The sequence below is a fragment of the Streptomyces sp. NPDC093221 genome, assembly GCF_044753885.1.
Lineage (GTDB): Bacteria > Actinomycetota > Actinomycetes > Streptomycetales > Streptomycetaceae > Actinacidiphila.
Map to the genome: position 1 here is coordinate 1,347,544 of NZ_JBIVOA010000001.1, position 20,135 is coordinate 1,367,678.

At 71.3% G+C, this 20,135-nt stretch carries 15 protein-coding genes and 1 pseudogene; 7 read left to right on the forward strand and 9 right to left on the reverse strand.

Going from position 1 to position 20,135, the window contains the following annotated elements; all coding sequences use genetic code 11:
- Positions 1 to 3 precede the first annotated feature (3 nt).
- Both ACIQCJ_RS06020 and ACIQCJ_RS06025 read right to left on the reverse strand, forming a co-directional pair.
- Positions 4 to 930: a lysylphosphatidylglycerol synthase domain-containing protein gene (locus tag ACIQCJ_RS06020; RefSeq protein ID WP_355347019.1), complete on the reverse strand. Its 927-nt coding sequence runs from the start codon at positions 928 to 930 to the stop codon at positions 4 to 6.
- Between the two features lie 326 nt (positions 931 to 1,256).
- Positions 1,257 to 1,625: a VOC family protein gene (locus tag ACIQCJ_RS06025; protein ID WP_355347022.1), complete on the reverse strand. Its 369-nt coding sequence runs from the start codon at positions 1,623 to 1,625 to the stop codon at positions 1,257 to 1,259.
- A gap of 147 nt (positions 1,626 to 1,772) precedes the next feature.
- On the opposite strand from ACIQCJ_RS06025, the gene ACIQCJ_RS06030 reads away from it, so the two are divergent.
- Entirely contained in the window at positions 1,773 to 2,327 is a 555-nt protein-coding gene (locus tag ACIQCJ_RS06030; RefSeq protein WP_391051526.1) for a CGNR zinc finger domain-containing protein, read from the forward strand.
- Between the two features lie 152 nt (positions 2,328 to 2,479).
- Here ACIQCJ_RS06030 and ACIQCJ_RS06035 read toward each other — a convergent pair whose 3' ends face one another.
- Positions 2,480 to 3,820 (reverse strand): UDP-glucose/GDP-mannose dehydrogenase family protein, encoded by a 1,341-nt coding sequence (locus ACIQCJ_RS06035; RefSeq protein WP_355350043.1) that lies wholly within the window; start codon positions 3,818 to 3,820, stop codon positions 2,480 to 2,482.
- Positions 3,821 to 3,993: 173 nt separating this feature from the next.
- Here ACIQCJ_RS06035 and ACIQCJ_RS06040 point away from each other — a divergent pair, with 173 nt between their 5' ends.
- The 4 genes from ACIQCJ_RS06040 (at position 3,994) to ACIQCJ_RS06055 (ending at position 8,152) form a co-directional block, all read left to right on the forward strand.
- Positions 3,994 to 5,250, forward strand: a complete 1,257-nt coding sequence (locus ACIQCJ_RS06040; protein ID WP_402710812.1) for an LCP family protein — start codon at positions 3,994 to 3,996, stop codon at positions 5,248 to 5,250.
- Between the two features lie 139 nt (positions 5,251 to 5,389).
- A complete protein-coding gene (locus ACIQCJ_RS06045) occupies positions 5,390 to 6,562 on the forward strand; it encodes an acyl-CoA dehydrogenase family protein (protein WP_391051522.1) in 1,173 nt (390 codons plus the stop codon).
- Between the two features lie 295 nt (positions 6,563 to 6,857).
- Positions 6,858 to 7,562 (forward strand): LAETG motif-containing sortase-dependent surface protein, encoded by a 705-nt coding sequence (locus tag ACIQCJ_RS06050; RefSeq protein WP_391051520.1) that lies wholly within the window; start codon positions 6,858 to 6,860, stop codon positions 7,560 to 7,562.
- Positions 7,563 to 7,729: 167 nt separating this feature from the next.
- Positions 7,730 to 8,152: a hypothetical protein gene (locus ACIQCJ_RS06055; protein WP_355350031.1), complete on the forward strand. Its 423-nt coding sequence runs from the start codon at positions 7,730 to 7,732 to the stop codon at positions 8,150 to 8,152.
- Between the two features lie 188 nt (positions 8,153 to 8,340).
- Here the strand turns inward: ACIQCJ_RS06055 and ACIQCJ_RS06060 are convergent, their stop codons facing one another.
- Complete coding sequence (locus ACIQCJ_RS06060; protein WP_355350028.1) at positions 8,341 to 9,555, reverse strand: LCP family protein; 1,215 nt, start codon at positions 9,553 to 9,555, stop codon at positions 8,341 to 8,343.
- Positions 9,556 to 9,876: 321 nt separating this feature from the next.
- On the opposite strand from ACIQCJ_RS06060, the gene ACIQCJ_RS06065 reads away from it, so the two are divergent.
- Positions 9,877 to 10,356, forward strand: a complete 480-nt coding sequence (locus ACIQCJ_RS06065) for an acyl-CoA thioesterase (RefSeq protein ID WP_355350051.1) — start codon at positions 9,877 to 9,879, stop codon at positions 10,354 to 10,356.
- Between the two features lie 184 nt (positions 10,357 to 10,540).
- Here the strand turns inward: ACIQCJ_RS06065 and ACIQCJ_RS06070 are convergent, their stop codons facing one another.
- Complete coding sequence (locus ACIQCJ_RS06070) at positions 10,541 to 12,094, reverse strand: LCP family protein (RefSeq protein WP_402710813.1); 1,554 nt, start codon at positions 12,092 to 12,094, stop codon at positions 10,541 to 10,543.
- A gap of 118 nt (positions 12,095 to 12,212) precedes the next feature.
- On the opposite strand from ACIQCJ_RS06070, the pseudogene ACIQCJ_RS06075 reads away from it, so the two are divergent.
- A pseudogene (locus tag ACIQCJ_RS06075) lies at positions 12,213 to 13,259 on the forward strand (glycosyltransferase family 2 protein); the annotation flags it as partial.
- A gap of 171 nt (positions 13,260 to 13,430) precedes the next feature.
- On the opposite strand, the gene ACIQCJ_RS06080 reads toward ACIQCJ_RS06075, so the two are convergent.
- The 4 genes from ACIQCJ_RS06080 to ACIQCJ_RS06095 all read right to left on the reverse strand — a co-directional run bounded on the left by ACIQCJ_RS06080 (position 13,431) and on the right by ACIQCJ_RS06095 (position 20,027).
- Positions 13,431 to 15,239 (reverse strand): LCP family protein, encoded by a 1,809-nt coding sequence (locus ACIQCJ_RS06080; RefSeq protein WP_355350019.1) that lies wholly within the window; start codon positions 15,237 to 15,239, stop codon positions 13,431 to 13,433.
- A gap of 303 nt (positions 15,240 to 15,542) precedes the next feature.
- Positions 15,543 to 17,369, reverse strand: coding sequence for an LCP family protein (locus ACIQCJ_RS06085; RefSeq protein ID WP_402710814.1), 1,827 nt, complete (start codon positions 17,367 to 17,369; stop codon positions 15,543 to 15,545).
- 153 nt (positions 17,370 to 17,522) lie between these two features.
- Positions 17,523 to 19,049: an LCP family protein gene (locus ACIQCJ_RS06090; RefSeq protein ID WP_402710815.1), complete on the reverse strand. Its 1,527-nt coding sequence runs from the start codon at positions 19,047 to 19,049 to the stop codon at positions 17,523 to 17,525.
- 186 nt (positions 19,050 to 19,235) lie between these two features.
- On the reverse strand, positions 19,236 to 20,027 hold the full coding sequence (locus ACIQCJ_RS06095; RefSeq protein ID WP_391162243.1) for a TIGR03089 family protein: 792 nt from the start codon (positions 20,025 to 20,027) through the stop codon (positions 19,236 to 19,238).
- Positions 20,028 to 20,135: the final 108 nt, after the last annotated feature.

Sequence of the window (20,135 nt, forward strand, 5' to 3'; positions counted from 1 at the left end):
CGCTCAGAGCACCTTGCGCCGCACCAGCGCGCCCAGCGTCAGCGCGGCGGGCACCAGCGGCAGCCAGACCGTGACGATGCGGTAGCCGAGCACGGCGGAGGCGGCGGCGGTCGTCGAGGCGCCCGCCGCCACCAGGGCCAGGGCGAGCGCCGCGTCGACCGACCCGATCCCGCCGGGCGTCGGCACGGCCGCCGCCAGACACGTGGCGAGCAGATACGCGAGCGCGACGTGCGCGGCGGAGACCGGTATCCCCAGCGCGAGCGTGACCGCGGCGAGACCGGCGGCCTGGAGCGCGGGGAAGGCCAGCGAGCCGCCCCACAGCGCGAGCGCGCGGGACGGCCGGGTGTGCAGCGTACGGGCGTCGGTGAGTGCCGCCGCCAGGAAGTCGCGGATCGTACGGCGCAGCGGCCGGAGCAGCGCCAGCGCGAGCGCCGCCGCGCCGAGCACGAGAACGGCCAGCAGCCCGAGGAGCAGCAGCGCGTTGCCGTCGGGCAGCAGGCCGCGCAGGTGCAGCGCGTGCGGGAAGAGCGCGAGCAGCACCAGCAGCAGCGTCACCCGGCCGACGGATTCCGCCAGCGAGTACAGCGCGAGGGCGGCCGACGAGCGGAGCAGCGGAAGCCCCTGGGTGCGCAGGAAGCGCAGATTGACCGCGCTCGCGCCGATCCCGGCGGGGGCGAGCTGTCCCGCGGCCGACGCGGCGAACTGCGTGGCCAACAGGCGGGCGGGCGGCAGCGGTTCGAGCACCGTGCCCTGCCGGGCCACGGCGTTGGCGACCCAGCCGAGGCCGGTCGCCGCGAGCGCGGCCAGCAGCCAGCCTCGGTTGGCGGCCAGCAGGTCACGGCAGCCGGTCTCGATCAGCGACCAGTGCTGCGACACCCAGCCGCCGACGAGCAGCACGGGTATGAGCCCGGCGAGGGTGCGCCACGGCACCCGCGTACGCCTGCGGGCCGGTCGCCCGGCCGCTTCCCCGGCGTCCCCCTCTTCCCGCCCCTCGTCCCCCTGACGTATTCGTTCTCGCAGCTCCAGTGGTGCGGCTTCCCCCGGTGGTCGTCGCAGGGATGCCCGCAGCCGCAGTGGAGTTCGGAGCATGGCCACCGCTCTCGGTCGTCCCCGCCAGTCACGCGCCTACCGGATCGTAGTACCGCGAGCAGGATGCGACGGCCGGAATACGGCCGGGCGTCGGACGGCCGATGACCAGGGGGCGGAGCGGTGACCGCGGGGCGACGGCGGCGGGGCCGCCGGGGGACGGCGGCCGTTCAGCAGGCGCAGAGGCAGAACGGGTGCCCGGCGGGGTCCGCGTACACGCGCCAGTTGCGCGCGCCGTCCAGGTCGCCCTCCAGGAGCGTCGCGCCCAGCGCGAGCACCTGCTTCTCCGCGCTGTCCATCGCGGCGCGCTCCACGGCGATGTCGAGGTGGAACTGCTGGGGGCGCTCGGGGTCGGGCCAGCGGGGCGCCCGGTGCGCCGGGGCGAGCTGGAAGGACAGGCGCTGGCCGTCCTCGCGGTTGAGGTCGACCCAGTCGTCCTCCGACGCGTCGACCGTGCCGCCGACCAGTTCGGCGTAGAAGGCGGCCAGCGCGCGCGGGTCGGGACAGTCCAGGACGACCGCGCCCAAGGTGCCGATCATGACGGATTCCTCTCGTGGTGGGCTGCCGTGCCACCGGCCGGTGCCGTGGTCACCGGACAGCGGTGACCAGTACAGCGGTTACCAGTACAGCGGTCTCAGCCGGTAACGGTTACTTCATCATGGCGGAGTGGCGGTAACGTTTCAAGGGTGGAGCAGCCCGGAGAACGCAGTCCCGCGCCTGGACCGCTGCGGCTGGTCCAGGACCTGGTCAACACCGTCGACCTGGAGAGCGGCGACGACGCGCTGCGCACCCCGGCGGAGCTGGCCGCCTGGGCGGGGGAGCGCGGCATCGAGGGGCCCGGCTTCGGCCCTGGAGGGCTCGCCGACGTCCTGGTCCTGCGCGAGGCGCTGCGCGACGTCTGCCAGGCCCACGCGGGCGTCGACGTACCGCCCGCCACCCTGGAGGCGCTGGAACGCCTGCTGTCCCGCGCGCCGCTGCGTCTGACCGTCGATACCGAGGGCGCCGCCGCCGTACGCCCCGCCCCCGGCCTGACCGGACCCCCGGCCCTCACCGCCCGCGTCGCCGCCGCCGTCGTCTCGGCCGTCGCGGACGGCACCTGGCCCCGCCTCAAGGCGTGCGCGGCCGACACCTGCCGGTGGGTCTACTACGACCGCAGCCCCTCGGGCCGCAGCCGCTGGTGCACGATGGCGATCTGCGGCAGCCGCGCCAAGATGCGGGCGTACCGCAGCCGTACGCGCTGAGGCGCGTGACGCCCGGCCGTCCCCTTCCGGTACGGCGGCCCGTACGGCGGCCCGTGCTGCCGGTCAGTGACGTGCGCACGTACGAGGCACGTGCGCACGCACGAGGGCCCGTACGCGGTGGTGTCGCGTACGGGCCCCGCGGGTGTCGTCGGTTACGCGGAGGGGCGGCCCATCGCGCGGTAGGTCCAGCCGGCCTTGCGCCAGACCGCGGGGTCGAGCGCGTTGCGGCCGTCGAGGATGTGCCGTTCGCGGGCCACGTCGGCGAGGGCGGCGGTGTCCAGCTCGCGGAATTCCCGCCACTCGGTCAGGTGCAGTACGAGGTCGGCGCCGCGGACGGCGTCCAGCGGCGTGGGGGCGTAACGCAGGGTCGGGAAGAGCCGCTTGGCGTTCTCCATGCCCTTCGGGTCGTAGACCGTGACCTGGCCGCCCTGGAGGTGTATCTGGCCCGCCACATTGAGGGCGGGGGAGTCGCGGACGTCGTCGGAGTCCGGCTTGAAGGTGGCGCCCAGCACGGCGATCCGGCGGCCGAGCAGGCTCCCGCCGACCGCCTCGCGGGCCATCTCCACCATGCTGGTGCGGCGCCGCATATTGATGGAGTCGACCTCGCGCAGGAACGTCAGCGCCTGGTCGGCGCCCAGCTCACCGGCGCGCGCCATGAACGCGCGGATGTCCTTGGGCAGACAGCCGCCGCCGAAGCCGATCCCGGCCCTGAGGAATTTGTGGCCGATCCGGTCGTCGTGCCCGATCGCCTCGGCGAGCTTGGCGACATCGCCGCCCGCCGCCTCGCTGACCTCGGCCATGGCGTTGATGAAGGAGATCTTGGTGGCGAGGAAGGCGTTGGCCGCGGTCTTGACGAGTTCGGCCGTCGGGTAGTCCGTGACGATGAACGGCGTGCCTTCTGCGAGCGGTCCGGCGTAAACCTCCCGAAGGAGTGACTCGGCGCGCTCGCTGGTCACGCCGATCACGATCCGGTCCGGGTGGAGCGTGTCCTGCACCGCGAAGCCCTCGCGCAGGAACTCCGGGTTCCACGCCAGCTCCGCGTCCGCGCCCGCCGGGGCCGTCTCGCGCAGCCGCTCCGCCAGTCCGGCCGCGCTGCCCACCGGCACGGTGGACTTGCCGACCACCAGCGCGGGGCGCCGCAGATGCGGGGCCAGCGAGGAGAAGGCGTTCTCCACGTAGCTCATGTCGCAGGCGTACTCGCCGTGCTTCTGCGGGGTGTTCACGCAGACGAAGTGGACGTCGCCGAACTCGGCGACCTCCTCCCAGGAGGTGGTGAAGCGCAGCCGCCCGCTGGAGCCCTCGATCCCGGCCACATGTCTCGCGAGCAGTTCCTCCAGGCCCGGCTCGTACATGGGGACGCGCCCCTGCGACAGCATCTCGATCTTGCTCGGCACGATGTCGAGGCCGAGCACTTCGAAACCGAGCTCGGCCATCGCGGCGGCATGGGTGGCGCCGAGATAACCGGTGCCGATGACGGTGAGCTTCAGAGGCATGCGCAGAGCATAGTAGGGACCGCGCGGACCAAATAGTGGGTGGTCGGGGGGCCGGGGGTCCACAATGCGTGCAGATATCCAAGGGGTGGGTCGAGGGGTGGGGTGCAATCGTGGGTGACGCGAGCGGCAGAGGCGGCGGGACGGACGAGGGGACGGTCCCGACCGGAACGGACGTGACGACGCCGGATCAGCGGCGGGACCGGGGGCCGGACGAGGGGCGGTCGCCGGAACCGGAGGGGATACCGGGGCGGATACCGGGGCGGATATCGGCCGTCAAGCGCGAGCCGGGGTCAGAGCGGGGGTCCGAGCCGGAGCCGGAGCCGGGACTTGAGCCGGATGCGGAGGACGGCCTCGCGCCCGACGGTCCTGACGGCCCCGACAGCCCGGCGCGCAAGACCCGGCGGCGCCGCCGTACCCGCCGCGTGCTGTACGCGGCCGTGATCCTGCTCTGCACCGGTGTGCTGCTGGTCGTCGGCACCGCCTACTGGGCCTTCCAGCACTACACCGGCCGCGTCGAGCGCATCCCGAACGCCTTCCCGACCGACGTACCGGCCGCCGCGCAGCCGCAGGCGTCCAAGAGCGGCAGCCAGACCTTCCTGCTGGTCGGCCTGGACGCCAGGTCAGACCTGCCGACCACCGGCAAGAACGCCAAGGCGCCGGAGTGGAAGCCGGGCGCCCAGCGCAGCGACACGATGATGCTCGTGCACCTGCCCGCCGACCACAAACACGCGTACGTCGTCTCGCTGCCGCGCGACTCCTGGGTGAGCATCCCCGGCCACGGCCAGGCGAAGCTGAACGCGGCCTTCTCCTGGGGCGGCCCGCCGCTGCTGATCGACACCGTGCAGCGGCTCACCAAGGTGAAGGTCGACCACCTCGCGGTGATCGACTGGAGCGGCTTCAAGAATCTGACCAACGCGGTCGGCGGCGTGGACATCACCGTCGACAAGACGGTCGACCGCCGCAACGGCCCCGGCGGGGTCTGGACGGCCGGCCCCCACCACATGAACGGCGACGACGCCCTCGACTACGTGCGCGAGCGCTACGGCCTGCCGCGCGGCGACCTGGACCGTACGCACCGGCAGCAGAATTTCCTGCGGGCCGTGCTGTCCAAGATGCTCTCCGGCGGCACCTTCTCCAATCCGCTCAAGCTGAAGCGGACCCTGGACCAGGTGACGTCCGTGGTGAGCGTGGACGACAGGCTGTCCAATGGCGATCTGCGCGACCTGGTGTGGAACATGCGCGATGTGCGCTCCTCGGACATGGTGTTCATGAACGCGCCGATCTCCGGCTTCGACACCATCAAGAAGCAGTCCGTGGTGCTGCTGGACGCCAACGGCTCCTCCGAGCTGTGGCAGGCGCTCCGCAACGACACGATGAGCGACTACCTCGCGAACAACACCGTCGACCGGCTCGGCGACAAGGTGTCGTGAGGCGTTGCGGGGCGTCGGAGGGCGTCGTGCGGTGTTCCGCGGGTGTCATGAACGTCACGTAGGTGGCGCCGCGGGCGCGGGCCTAGGATCATTGGGTTACTTAACGGTAGTTAGCGCTGCACTCGGGGAGTGAGACACCTTGGCCGGATCCTCCGACTTCGACCTTTTCCGTACGTCCGAGGAGCACGACATGCTCCGGGACGCGGTCCGCTCCCTCGCGGAGGCGAAGATCGCGCCGTTCGCGGCCGAGGTGGACGAGCACGGCCGCTTCCCGCAGGAGGCCCGTGACGCGCTGGAGGCCAACGACCTGCACGCGATCCACGTCCCCGAGGCGTACGACGGCCCGGGCGCGGACGCGCTGTCCACGGTCATCGTGATCGAGGAGGTGGCGCGGGTCTGCGCCTCCTCCTCCCTCATCCCCGCGGTCAACAAGCTCGGCTCGCTGCCCGTACAGCTCTCCGGCTCCGAGGAGCTGAAGACGAGGTACCTCGGCGCCCTGGCGCGCAAGGAGGGCATGTTCTCGTACGCGCTGTCCGAGCCCGAGGCCGGCTCGGACGCGGCGGGCATGAAGACCCGCGCGGTACGCGACGGCGACACCTTCGTCCTCAACGGCGTCAAGCGCTGGATCACCAACGCGGGCGTCTCCGAGTTCTACACGGTCATGGCCGTCACCGACCCCGACAAGCGCTCCAAGGGCATCTCCGCGTTCGTGGTCGAGAAGGGCGACGAGGGCGTCTCCTTCGGCGCCCCCGAGAAGAAGCTCGGCATCAAGGGCTCCCCAACCCGCGAGGTCTACTTCGACAACGTCCGCATCCCCGCCGACCGCATGATCGGCGCCGAGGGCACCGGCTTCGCCACCGCGATGAGGACCCTCGACCACACCCGCGTCACCATCGCCGCCCAGGCCATCGGCATCGCCCAGGGCGCCCTCGACTACGCCAAGGGCTACGTCAAGGAGCGCCAGCAGTTCGGCAAGGCCATCGCCGAATTCCAGGGCATCCAGTTCATGCTCGCCGACATGGCCATGAAGCTCGAAGCCGCCCGCCAGCTCACCTACGCCGCCGCCGCCAGGTCAGAACGCGTCTCGGCCGGCGGCAAAGAGGAAGACCTCACCTTCTTCGGCGCCGCCGCCAAGTGCTACGCCTCCGACGTCGCCATGGACATCACCACCGACGCCGTCCAACTCCTCGGCGGCTACGGCTACACCCGCGACTACCCCGTCGAGCGCATGATGCGCGACGCCAAAATCACCCAAATCTACGAGGGCACCAACCAGGTCCAGCGCATCGTGATGGCGCGAAACCTCCCCTAGGGCGGGGGGTGGTGATAGGCGGGTGACGGGGGTGAAGTGGGTGACGGGGGAGGGCGGTTCGGGGGGTTCAGTACAACGATCGGGGGAAGATCGCTATGTCCGACTATCCGGTGTAGTCCGGTGGTTCGGGCGGGGGGGATCGTCACCCGGCGCCGTTTAGCGGGCGGTTTGCGATCAATTGACAAGCGGACGCGGCGGCTTGTAGAGGTTTGAGGGCCACAGATGGCGCGGGAGTTCGATCCCGCCCCTTGTGTGCCCTTTCCGCGCTTGTGATCCGATCCCGTGAAGGGAAGACGTGTCCATATCCCGCCGTACCGCAATCGCGGTGCGTACCATCGGCGTTGCCTCCGCCGCAGCCGCGCTCGCGCTGGGCGTTGCAGGCAACGCGTTCGCTTGCAGCATCTCCGAGTTCTCCGCCCAAGCCTCGTGCGACAACGGCAAGGGCTCGATCGACGTCACCAACAAGGACTACTCCCACACGCTGGTGAACATCACCGTGTCGCAGGGGCAGACCGAGGTCGGTCACCAGGAGAACCTGACCGGGACGCGTCAGGGCGTCACCGTCAACTTCCCGGTCGACTGGTCGCCGTCCACGACGTACACGGTCACCGTCGTGAAGGCTTCCGGCCAGAAGGTCGGCACCACGGACGTGAAGACGCCGGAGACCGCGTGCAAGGTCGACACCCCGACCACGCCCGCGACCGACACGCCGACCACGCCGGCCACCGGCACTCCGTCGGACACGCCGACCACGCCGGCGACCGAAACGCCGTCGACGGCCCCGTCCGACACCCCCACCGCGACGCCGAGCACCAGCGGCGCGGCGGCGGTTGACGACACCAACGCTCCCTCGCCCGCGGCCGGTGGCACCACCGACCTGGCCGAGACCGGTGGCGGCAGCAACACGGGCATGATCGCCGGTGTCGCCGGCGCGCTCGTGGTGGTCGGCGGCGGCGCCGTCTACGGCCTGCGGCGTCGTACGGCCGGTGCGCGTCACTAAGGTCACGATCCGGCCAACTACGCGTCGCTGAGGTCTCGTTCGTCACCGGCGTGTATCAATGCAAACCCTGCGCGTACCTGACAGGCAGCAGGCGATACGCTGCGACGCCGTCGTCATCCGACGGCGTCGCGGCAATCGTCCACACACCTGAAGCAGGGGGACCCTTTATGGCCATTCGCAAGTCCACGATGCAGGAGCAGGTGGCTCAGGCCATCGCGGAGATCAACCCGAGCGACCGTCCGATCGCCACGATCCACACGGTCACCGGACCGAGCCCGTGGCTGATCAACTCGCTCGGCCTGATCGCCCAGGCATTCGTGAAGTACTACTTCGTCACGGTCACCGAGCAGGCCGTGGTCTTCCACAAGGCGGGCCGCATGAGCTCCCGCCCGAAGGAGCTCGTCGCCGCGATACCGCGCGCCGAGGCCGCGGGCCTGGTGTCCGAGGTCAAGCGGAACGCCCTGTGGAGCTCGCTGAAGTTCCAGCTCCCCGGTGAGCCCAAGCCGACCCGGCTGAACGTGGCCCGTTACTGGCGCACCGAGCTCGACCAGTGGGTGCCCGCCGTGACCGGAGCCCCGGCCGCCGTCTGAGCCCGAGGCGTCCAGCCCGAGGCATCTGAGCCCGAGGGATCTGAGCCCGAGGTGTCAGACCTTCGAGGATCAGACCCCGAGGCAGCAGACTCCGTACCGTCACCAAAGGCCCCGGCCCCCGCAGCGACGATTCGCCGCGGGGGCCGGGGCCTTCGGTGTGTGCCGTCCCGTCGGTGCCCGCCCGGTACCTACTTGGTGGCGGTCACCTTCTGGTCGTTCTTCAGCTCGTCGAAGAGCGTCTTCGCCTTCGTCATGTCCCACTTCACGGCGTCGCCGTCATTGGGCGTCATGTAGTTGGCGTTGCCGATCGGGACCGTGACGGAGTTGCCGTCGCCGCCCGTGACGCCCTTCATGGCCCAGAACATCGAGGCCAGGTTCATCAGGCTCATCTTCTTGTCGACGATGAGCGTGTCGAGCCCGGAGCCGATCACCGGGTAGAGCTTGAACGGGTTGAGGATCGTCGTCGGCGAGGCCGCCTGGTGGGCCAGCGTCGACAGGAACTTCTGCTGGTTGCGCATCCGGCCGAGGTCCTGGTCGGCCTCCTGGTGCCGCTGCCGGACGAAGGCCAGCGACTGCTTGCCGTTGAGCTTCTGGCAGCCCGCCGCGAAGTCGGCGCCCGACGCCTTGTCCTTCAGCGGCTTGTCCAGGCACATGTTGACACCGCCGAGCGCGTTCACCAGGTTCACGAACCCGGAGAAGCCGATCTCCGCGTAGTGGTCGATGTGCAGGCCGGTGTTGTACTCGATGGTGCGGGTCAGCAGCTCGGGGCCGCCGTCGGAGTACGCGCGGTTCAGCTTGTGCGTGGAGGCCGCGTACCGCTTGCCCGACTTCTGGCCGGTGAAGGCCGGGATCGTGACGTACGAGTCGCGCGGCAGGCTCATCATGGTGGTCCCGTTGCCGCCGGTGTGCAGGATCATCATGGAGTCGGTGCGCTGGCCGTCCGCGGCGCCGGTGTGCAGGTCCTTCTCGTCCTGCTTGGTCAGCCCCTCACGGCTGTCCGAACCGACGATCAGATAGTTGGTGCCCTTGCCCGTCGGCGGCCGGTCCTCGACCTTGCTCAGGTCGACCTCGCGGCGCACCTTGGAGTCGGCCCAGAAGTACGTGGAGACGGACACCACCAGCAGCGCCACGACCAGACCGAGCGCCGTGATGCCGATCTTCTTGCGGGTGCTCCAGCGGGGCCTGCGGGGGCCGGTGGCGGTCCCGCCGGGCGGGGGCGGGCCGAAGCCGCCTCCGCCCTGGCCGCCTCGGCCGGGGCCCGCGGGCCCCGCGGGGCCGGGACGTCGGACGGGCTGCGGCGGTACCCCGCCCGCCGCGGCGGCGGCCCGGCGCGGCGACAGTTCAGGGGGCAGCGGCGGCTCGGCGCCGCGGCGCTGCTCGGTGTCATCGCTCCAACCGTTCATGGTGGAAAGTGTGCCCGGCCTCGGGCGACGACCGGGAATCCACGGCGGTTCTGTAGCAGACCCGATGCATTCGGCCACCGGCCGCGACCGTTTCGCAACGGACATAAGGTTGCTGTCATGATCGATCGCCCCACCCCCGAGAGCCCGGCAGTCCCCGAGAGCCCAGCCGCCCCCGAAACCCCGGCCACGCCTGAGGCCCTGGCGGCGCCTGAGACCCTGGGGGCACCTGAGGCCCTGGCCACGCCCGACGTCCCCGCTCCCGACGGCGCGGCGCTCCCGGGCAAGCCGACCTCGGCGTCCCGCATCACGCTCTCGCACATCATGAGCGCGCACGACACCAATCTGCTGGGCACCGTCCACGGCGGCGTCGTCATGAAGCTGGTGGACGACGCGGCGGGCGCCGTCGCGGGACGGCACTCGGGCGGCCCCGCCGTCACCGGCGCGATGGACGAGATGATCTTCCTCGAACCGGTCAGGGTCGGTGACCTCCTCGCCGTGAAGGCCCAGGTCAACTGGACCGGCCGCACCTCCATGGAGGTCGGCGTCCGCGTCATGGCCGAGCGCTGGAACGAGTCGGGCGTCGCCAAGCAGGTCGCCAGCGCCTACCTCGTCTTCGTCGCGGTCGACGTCGAGGGCAAGCCCCGGCACGTACCGCCCGTCCTGCCCGAGACCGACCGCGACCGCCGCCGCTGGCAGGAGGCCCAGATCCGCCGCACCCACCGCCTGGCCCGCCGCCGCGCGATCGTGGAGCTGCGCCGCCGCCGCGCGGCCGAGGGTCTGGACGACCAGGGCCTGTCCTGAGCGGTTCGGAAAGACGGCCGGGGGCCCCGGGGACGCACCCCGAGACCCCCGGCCGTCCGGCCCTCAGGCCGTTGAGCAGCCGATCCGGTCAGCAGCGGATCGGTTGAGCAGCCGGTCCGATCAGCACCCCATCCGATCAGCACCCCATCCGGTCAGCGCCCGGTCCGATCGGCACCTCATCCGGTCAGCACCCGACCTCGTCACCCGTCAGCGCGGAGTCCATCGTTCCCGACGCCCCGCCGTCGTCCGCCGTCACCGGCGTGACCGCCTTGTAGTCGGAGCCGAGGACCACCTTCATCGTCTTGCCCTGGCCGGGCACGGCCACCAGCTCGGAGCCGGGCAGCGCGGTGGCGAGGGACTGCGCGGAGCGGTCCCAACGGGGGTCGTAGCGGATCACGGTCCGCGCGCTGGGGTGCTCGGACGTCCCGGGGGTGCCGACGGTCGAGAAACCGGTGGCGGCCAGCGCCTTCTGCGCGGCGGCGGCCAGCCCGCTGGTGTCGGTGCCGTTCTGGACCGAGACCCTGATGGTCGCGGGGTCCACGTCCACCTTGACGCCCCTGTGCTTCCTGGCCGTCTTGTGGTGCACCGCCAGCGGCCGGTCCGCGCGGATCGCCGCCCACATCTTCCCGGCCTTGGCGGTGTCCCACTTCACGGTGGAGCCGACGCCCGGGACGGAGTAGTCCGTGTCGCTCAGCGGCACGGAGCCGAACTCCGACGAGCTGGCCGTGAGGCCCTTCATGCCCTCCGCGAGCGCGATCAGGTCACCCGCCTTGAGGTTCTGGTCAGCGCGCACCGACCCGAGCACGGTCGAGGCGACCCGGCTCAGCTCCAGCGGGTTGGCCAGCGTCCCGCCGCTGGTGATCTTGTGGATGACCTGGGCCACGAACCGCTGCTGCCGCTGCATCCGCCCCAGATCCGCCGCCGCGTCCAGATGCCGGGCGCGTACGTACTGGAGCGCCTGTCCGCCGTCCAGCTTCGTGGTGCCGACCGGCAGGTCGAGGCCGGTGTAGGAGTCCTTCAGCGGGCGCGTCGTGCAGACCGGGACGCCGCCGATGACGTCGACCGTCTTCATGAAGCTCGTGAAGTCGACCTCCAGGTAGTGGTCGATGTGCACACCGGTGAGCTGCTCGACGGTACGGACGGTCAGCTTCGGGCCGCCGTCCGCGTACGCCTGGTTGATCTTCGCCGGGTGGGTGTCCGCCTGGACCTCGGCGGCGGGCGCGGCACTCCCCGTACCGGAGGCCGTGCCGGACGGCGTGGCCGAGGGTGCGGCGGACGGCGTGCCGGGCGGTGACGCGCTCGCCGGAGGGGACCCGGGGGACGACGCGTCCGCCGACGGCTGGTCCGGCAGACGTACGTACGTATCGCGCGGGATGCTCACGATGCTCGCGTGCGAACGGTCCTCCGACAGGTGCACCAGCATGATCGTGTCGGTGCAGTGACAGGGCGCGCCGCCCAGGTGGTACGCCTTCCTCGTCGCCGGGTCCAGGCCGTCGCGGCCGTCCGTGCCGACCAGCAGGAAGTTGGTGCCCTTGGACCCGTCGGGACGCCCCTCCATCCCGCCGAAGGCGTCCACCCGGTCGATCGCGCCGCTGACCCCGTTCAGTACGGCGTGGCCCACCCCGCTCGCGGTGATGATCAGCAGGGCCAGGCCGCCGATGATCCGGGTGCTCCAGCGGATCGGCGGACGTCGGCGCGCGGGGGGCACTCGGGTGGGCGGCACACGGGTGGGCGGCACAGGGAATCCCTCCGTGCGGTGACAGGGGCGTGCGGACCCGTTCAGGCTAGGGACAAATAGGACAGTAGGTCTTGACCCCACGCGCTGGGGTCCCCCATTAGCGGTAACGTTTGCCGCGATGAACGCCGCCGCTCCTGACCCCGCCACCCGTGCCGCCGCGCCGCAGAACCCCGCGCCCCCGGCAGTCTCCGTGATCATGCCGGTGCTCAACGAGGAGCGCCATCTGCGCGACTCGGTGCGGCACATCCTGGAGCAGGACTATCCGGGCGAGCTGGAGGTCGTCATCGCGCTGGGCCCGTCCACGGACGGTACGGACGCGATCGCCGCCGAGCTGACCGCCGCCGACCCGCGGGTCCACACGGTGCCCAACCCCACCGGCCGCACCCCCGCCGCGCTCAACGCGGCGATCAAGGCGTCCCGGCACCCGGTCGTCGTACGCGTCGACGGGCACGGCATGCTCTCGCCCGACTACATCGCCACCGCCGTCCGCCTCCTCGACGAGACGGGCGCGGCGAACGTCGGCGGCATCATGCACGCCGAAGGCGAGAACGACTGGGAGCGCGCGGTCGCCGCCGCCATGACGTCGAAGATCGGCGTCGGCAACGCGGCCTTCCACACCGGAGGCGCCGCCGCCCCCGCCGACACCGTCTACCTCGGCGTCTTCCGCCGCGAGGTGCTGGAGCGGCAGGACGGCTACAACGTGGAGTTCATCCGCGCCCAGGACTGGGAGCTGAACTACCGCATCCGCGAGGCCGGCCACCTCATCTGGTTCTCGCCCGAACTGCGCGTCTCCTACCGGCCGCGCCCCACCGTGCGCGCGCTCGCCAAGCAGTACAAGGACTACGGCCGCTGGCGCCGCGTCGTCACCCGCTACCACCGCGGCTCGGTCAACCTGCGCTACCTGGCCGCCCCCGTCGCCCTGTTCGCCAACGCGGCGGGCATCGTCGTCGGCGCGGCCGTCACCCCGTGGGCGCTGCTGGTGCCCGCCGCGTACGTGGCCGCCATCACCGTCGGCTCGCTCCCGGCGGGCCGCGGCCTGTCCTTCGGCGCCCGGCTGCGTATCCCGCTCGCCCTGGCCACCATGCACATGTGCTGGGGCTACGGCTTCCTCACCAGCCCGCGCTCGCTGGCCCGCCGGGTGATCGCCAGCCGCCGCCCCGCGGTGCGCGACGGGGAGTCGCGACAGCGGGGACAGCACGACGTCCAGCAGGGACAGCAGGACGGGCAGGGCCAGCAGGACGGCCAGCAGACGGAGACGGCCCGCGCGGAGGCGTGAGCCGCTTCCCGCGCGGGCCGGTCGTACCGCCTGCCGGTCCCGCACTCTCCCACCCGCGTCCTACCAGCGGTAGATCGGCAGCACCTCCATGCAGCCGGTCGTGTCCGCGCCGTTCACCGCCTCCGCCGTCGTCGGCACGGAACCGCTCTTCGGCAGCGTCTTGCTGAAGTCCGTACCGGTCTTCCAGTCCGCGCCGATGGTCAAGGTGATGGTGTCGACGTCCGCGGACGCCTTCACATTGCCCGCCGGGATCTTCAGCGCCTTGCCCACCGCCGTGGCGTCGGCCTTGCCCTGGTCACCGCTGCTCGTCGGATACGTCAGGGTGGTGCCGGGGCTCGGCTTGGTCTGCTGGCTCGCCTCCGCCTTGGTGAAGCCCGCGGTCTTGAGCGTGGTGGCGATACCGCCCGCGCGGTTCGGCGTGGCCACGCCGTCCGAGGTGCCCGCGGTGCCGTTGACCACGGAGACCGCGATGGTGTCGGAGGCCGCGGCGGCCGGGCCCTGCGGCGCGGTCGTGGCCGGTGTCGTGGCGGGCGCCCCGCTCGCCGGGGTCTTCGCCTTGCCGTTGCCGTCCATCGCCACGTCGTTGCGCAGCAGCGACCAGACCTGGGGCGCGTCCGCCGACGGGATGTAGTGCGCCAGCGGGGCCTTCGGGTCCGCGTCGTGCGGCATCGTCAGCATCGTGATGCGGTCCGACGGCACGGTCTTGAGCTGCATGCCCAGGTCGTACAGCTTCTTCGGGGTGCCGATCTCCTTGGAGACCTCGAACGCCTCCATCGCCGTGGTCGCGATCTTGTTGAGCTTGCCCGGGTCGGTGAAGAGGTTCTGACTGCGCAACTGCCGGATCAGCGCGCTCATGTACATGTGCTGCGCCTTGGCCCGCGCGGCGTCACTGCCCCAGGCGTGCCGGGTCCGCAGCCACTTCAGCGCGGTCTCGCCGTAGATCTTCTGCTTGCCCGCCTTGAGGTGCAGGTGCGAGCCGCCGGGCTGGGCCGGGGTCGAGTGGTCGTCCACATTCTGCTTCACGCAGACCTCGACGCCGCCGACGACGTCGGCCATCTTCACCACACCGGAGAAGTCGATGGTCAGCCAGTGGTCGATGTAGACGCCGGTCAGATTCTGCACGGTGGCCAGGGTGCAGCCCGCGCCGCCGCGGCCGAGCGACGCGTTGATGATGTCGTTGACCGGCGCGAACTTCTCGTGCGTCTTGGGGTCGGTGCACGCCGGGATGTTGACGCGGGTGTCGCGCGGGATGCTGACCACGGACATGTTGCTGCGGTCCGCGGACAGGTGCGCGATCATGATCACGTCGGCGCGGGCGGCGTCGCCCACGGTGTTCTTGGCGCCGCCGAGCTTCAGATCCTCGGGGTCGTTGCGGCTGTCGGAGCCCAGGATGAGGATGTTCATCGCCGTCTTGCCGGCGGCGTTGGCCTTCGTCTTCGCCACGGTCGAGCTGCCGCTGACGCGCTCGCCCTTGCGGATCTTGCCCGCCAGGTACTCGTAGTAGCCGTAGGCCGCGCCCGCCGAGCCGAGCACCGCGACCGCGGCGCCGATGGACACCCACTTCAGGACCCTGCGCTTACGGCTCTTCGTGCGCCGCCGTGAGCCGCCGCGCCGGTGACCGCCACCGCCCGCCGCGCCGCGCTGGCCCGGTATTCGCTCGGGTGGCTCCTGCCCGCCGTCGGAAGAGGCGGGGTCGGCGTCCGGTCCCGCGCCGGAGCCCGCGCCGTCGTCGCCGCCGGAGTCCGTACCTGATGGCGCGCCGGGCGCGTAGGCGCGGGCGTCGTCCCGGTACAGGCTCTCGTCCCATCCCCGGTGGTCCGGGTTGGGTGCCGTACCGAAGCCGTTCCCTCCCACTGTCCCGTCGCGCATCCCGAACCTCCCTGTGGCGCGCATCGTCATCACGGTGACCGGCCGCGCGCCTTCGCGCGGGGTGTACGGACGGTGCACGCCGACGCGCCGCCCTACCCGGGTCATACTGGGTCGCCCCACTGTCAGACGGCTGTGAGCGGCGAGGAGTTGCACCCGGAGATCGTCAATTAGCGGACGCCGGGACTCCGGCGCCCGCCCGGATCACGTCAGAGGGTGACGGAGGTCACGGCGTTAGCCGCATTCACCGCATTCACCGCGTTTACGGTATTCACCGCGTTCGTCGCGTGCGCGACATCCGTGACCTCACTTCACGCACGCCGTGTCGGCGGCCTCGGTCTTCGGGAGGTCCGAGGGAGCCGCGGTGGGCGGGCCGATCGGGGTGCCGGGCGCCGTGAAGTCCTTGCCGAGGGTCAGCTTCATGTACGCGAGCGGCGCCGCGTCCGTCGTGCCCTGCTTCAGCGCGGAGGCGGGCAGCCCCATCATCGCGGCCAGCGAACGCGCCTGGTCGGCCTGGTTCGGCGCGTACTCCAGGACGGTCCTGGCGGTGGCGGGCGCGTTGCCGCCGTTCGCCGAGCGGTTGACGCCCTGGGTGTTCTGGAGCCAGTTGACGGTGCTCTGCGCCGCGCCGAAGGTCCCGCTGCCGTTGAGCACGTTGACGCGGGTGTCGTGCGGGGTCGCCTTCGGCCCGGTCAGCCGGGGGTCGGGCGTGGCGGACGGCTTCTTCACCGCGGTCAGCGACACGTCGTTCTTGATCAGCGCGAAGAGCTGCGGGGCCTTGACCGGGTCGACGACGACGGTGGCGTGCACCTTCTCGTTCGGGTTGTCGAGCACCGGCAGGGTGGTGAAGCTGATGTGCTTCTCGTCCACCTCGCTGAGGTCCTTGGCCAGGCTGGTGAGCTTGCTCACGCTGCCGATCGCGCTGTCCACGGTGAGCGCCTTGGTGGCCGCGTCCGCCAGCGTGAACAGCTTCTTCGGGTTGGTCAGCGTGCCGCTCGACTTGATCTTCCGGATCATCGCGCTCAGGAAGTTCTGCTGGAGCTTGATCCGGTCCAGGTCGCTCTGGTTCTTGAGCGCGTGCCGGGTCCGTACGAACTCCAGCGCCGTCTCGCCCTGGATGTTGTGCGGTCCCGCGCTCAGGTTCAGATGGGACTTCGGGTCGACCAGCGGCCGGGCGAGGCAGACGTCGACACCGCCGACGGCCGTCGACAGGGCCTTCACCGCCTCGAAGTTGACCATCATGAAGTGGTCGATCGGCAGCCCCGTCATCGCCGTCACCGCGCGCATGGTGCAGCCGGGGTCGCGGCCGTCCACGCCCAGGCTCTCGTTGAACTTGGGCGTGGTGAGCTGCGCGGGCGTGCCCGGAACCGTTTTGGTGCTGCCGTCCTTCTGCTTCGTCGGGCAGTCGGGGATGGAGGTGACGATGTCGCGGGGGATGCTCATCGCGGTCGCGTTGCTGCGGTCGGCCGACACATGGAAGAGGATCGTGGTGTCCGCGTGGCCGACGCTGCCCGCGTCGCCGTACTTCTTGCCGAGGCCGACCCGGCTGTCCGTGCCGATCACCAGCACGTTCATCGGACCGGTGTGCGTGACGTCCTTGCTGCCCGCGTTGCCGACGTCCACCGTCGTGATGTTGTTGTTGAAGTGCTGGTAGACGAGGTAGCCGCCGACGCCGACCGCCACCAGCACGAAGCTCACCGTGCCCGCGGTCCACAACAGGACCTTCTTCTTACGGGACTTCTTGTTCCTCGCCTTGCGACGGCTGGTCGGCGTGGACACGTCGGCCGAGCCGCCCCCCAGTCGCGCCGAGCCGGTGGTGGAGGTCGTGGCACCGGTCCTGGCCGCGAGGCGGGCCGCGCGCCGGCCGCCGGGGGACGGGGCGGGGCTGTCCGTCGGGCCGGTCCCGGTCCCGGCCCCGGCCGCGTCGTCGTCTCCGGCGGTGGGAGCGGAGTCGCGCCCTTGGCCGCGCCCGGCGTCCCGCGGTGCGGGGGAGGCGTCGCGGTGACCGCTCTGCCCCGGCACGGTGGGCCTCGGTGCCGCGTCCGGCTCCAGCCGCAACTGGTACGTACCGGTCGCCGGGTCCAGGACCCACTGGTCCGCCGGGTCGATGTTCCTACGGCCTTGCGTGTCCACGGTCGCTCGGGTCCTCCATCCGGGATCGGCCGGATCGCTCACACTAGCCCCACAGTTCAGCGCCGATGCGCGCCCGTGACAAATCGAGCGCCCCTACAACCGGACAAAGCTGCCGATCCCGCCTGCCGACCAGGTGGACTCTTTAGCGGGATTTCACCCGCTCTTGCCACAGATGTCGCGGTCCGCGGTCGTCCCGCGGTACGTGGGGCCCGTGGGGGTGGTCGTGGGCGTGGCCGTAGAGGTCGAGCCCGCGGACGGGGTGCCGGGCGTACGCGTACCGCCTCCGCTGTCACCGCCGCCGTCTCCGCTGTCCGGCGCCTTGTCCGACACGTTCACCGGCCGGTCGTCGCGCAGCGTCTTGAAGAGGGTGTCGGCGGCGGGCTGGACGAGCTGGTCGCGGTTGATGTCGTTGACGTACTGCTCGCGCGGCACGGTCAGGAAGTGCACGTTCCCGGTCGGTATCTGCTGGAGGCTGTGCGCGAGGGTGTACAGCTCGCTCAGCGAGTCCAGGCCGGGGTCGGCGGTCAGCGACGAGGTGGCGGCCGACAGCAGCGGGTAGAGCTTGGTCGGGTTCAGCAGCACGCCGTTGCTGCTCACCTTCTTCAACAGCGAGGCGAGGAACGCCTGTTGGCGGTCCATCCGCATGGTGTCGCTGCCGTCGCCGATGCCGTGCCGGGCGCGTACGTATCCCAGCGCCTGCTCGCCGTTGAGCGTCTGCCGTCCCGCGGGCAGGTCGAGGTGCGCGTACGTGTCGTGCACCGGCTCGGCCAGGCACACATCGACACCGTTCACCGCCCCGACCATCTTCTTGAAGCCGTTGAAGTCCACGATCAGGTGATGGTCGACGCGGATGCCGGTCATCTTCTCGACCGTACGGATGGTGCAGGCCGCGCCGCCCGACTCGAACGCCCAGTTGAACTGCTCGAACCGCTCGTGGTCCTCCTTGCCGCTCGGCAGGGTGCAACGCGGCACGTGCGTCATCAGGTCACGCGGGAGGCTGACGGCGGTGGCGCTCTTCCGGTCGGCGGATATGTGCAGCAGGATCGTGGTGTCCGAGCGCTGAGTGCCGCTGTCCTGGCCGTACTTGCTGTTGCCGTTCCCGCGGTTGTCCGAGCCGATCAGCAGGATGTTCTGGGCCTCCGTCGGGCCCTGCGTGGGGCGCTCGGAGGCGTGCACCTTCAGGTCGTTCTCGGTCGCGGTGTCGGTCGTGATGTTGCCGTTGAGCCGCTGGTAGAGGTACCAGCCGGTGCCCGCGCAGGCCAGCACGAGTACGGCGGTGCACAGGGCGACGACCTTCAGCCAGCGCCAGTTCTTGGGGTTGGCGGGCTCCTCCGCCGGGGCGGCGGCGGGGCCTTCGACCGGCGGCGTATCCGTCTCCGTATCGGCAGCCGGCTCCGCGGCCTTTTCCGTAGCGGCGGCCTTTTCCGTAGCGGCGTCCGGTTCCGTCCCCGCGTCCGCGTCCGCGTCCGCGTCCGCTTCGGCCTCGGCTTCGGTCTCGGCCTCTGGTTCTGCCTCGGCCTCGGCTTCGGTCTCCGCCTCTGCCTCTGGTTCTGCTTCCGCTTCGGTCGTCGGCTCGGCGGGCTCGTCCGACCGCGCCTTCTGTGTGCCGGACGCGTCGTCGGAGCCGTCGGAGGCGGGGGGAACGGAGTCACCCTGCGGAGGCTCTGCTGGCGTGGTCACGTCGGGGCCCGTCTCTCGGAAGTCGCCGGTTACCGGGGACAGGCTTGCGATTACCCGCCCGGCATTCGTTCAGACAGCCGAATACGGTGGTTGGTTGCCTGGGTACCCGAAATCCACAGACAGCTGTTGACGAGCTGTGACGGAAGTGACGACAGAGGCGTCCGGCGAGGCCGGGGCGCGTGACCGCTACAGAGATACGGTGACGCGCTCGGCGTCCTTCCGCTTGGCCAACTGCTCCTCGGGCAGCCGGTCGAGGTGGCGGCAGAGCACCACGGAGGCGTCGGCGGCGAGCGGCGCGAGCAGCCCGGCCGCGAGCCCGTCCCACGTGTCGAAGGACAGCGGCGACAGCAGCCGTCCGCCGCGGCCGAGCCCGAGCGCGGCGGCCGACGCGCGCGCCTTGGCGACGACCTCGGACGCGGTCAGCACACCCCCGCCGTCCGGCAGTACGAGCGCGGGCGCGTCCGGGCCGACCGGCGCGTAGGGCGCGAAACGGTCGCCCTGGCTCGGCACCTCCACCGCGTAGTCGACGAAGCCCGCGGGCGGCTGCGGGAAGCGTCCGCCCAGCGGCCGGAGCGCGAGCGCGACCCGCTCGCCGCCGCAGGCCCGCGCCGCGTCCAGGGTGTCCGGGCCGCTGACCACCAGGTCGGCACCGGCCGGATCGCCGCCGGGCGCCACGACGACGCCCGCCGAGAAACCGGCCAGCACCCACACGGCCGTCTGCCAGTGCGCGGGCAGCAGCAGCGCCAGCCGGTCGCCGGGCTGCGCGCCCAACTCGTCCTGGAGCAGATTCGCGGTCTTCGCCACCCAGTTCCCGAAGGTCGCCACCGACAACTCGACGCGTTCACCCGTCGCGTCGTCGTAGAAGGTGACCAGCGGGCGGCCCGGATCACCGCGCAGCGCGGCGTCGAGCAGCCCGGCGGGAGTCGCGGGGCCCTGGGGAGTGCGGGGCGTGTCGGGCGTGTTGGCGGTCGGCGTCACGCGTGTCAGGCTACCCCCAGCGATCACCACGGCCTGTGCCCGTACGGGTACGGGGGCCGGTTCCCCGTGCGGCCGTCTCGCGTGGCGTCCCCGCCCGACTCGGCCCGT

Bases quoted from the DNA above. Each gene is read 5' to 3' on its own strand.
- ACIQCJ_RS06025 (WP_355347022.1), bottom strand. From the start codon at position 1,625: ATGATCGGCACCTTGGGCGCGGTCGTCCTGGACTGTCCCGACCCGCGC.
- ACIQCJ_RS06035 (WP_355350043.1), bottom strand. From the start codon at position 3,820: ATGCCTCTGAAGCTCACCGTCATCGGCACCGGTTATCTCGGCGCCACC.
- ACIQCJ_RS06055 (WP_355350031.1), top strand. From the start codon at position 7,730: ATGGCCATTCGCAAGTCCACGATGCAGGAGCAGGTGGCTCAGGCCATC.
- ACIQCJ_RS06060 (WP_355350028.1), bottom strand. From the start codon at position 9,555: ATGAACGGTTGGAGCGATGACACCGAGCAGCGCCGCGGCGCCGAGCCG.
- ACIQCJ_RS06065 (WP_355350051.1), top strand. From the start codon at position 9,877: ATGAGCGCGCACGACACCAATCTGCTGGGCACCGTCCACGGCGGCGTC.
- ACIQCJ_RS06080 (WP_355350019.1), bottom strand. From the start codon at position 15,239: ATGCGCGACGGGACAGTGGGAGGGAACGGCTTCGGTACGGCACCCAAC.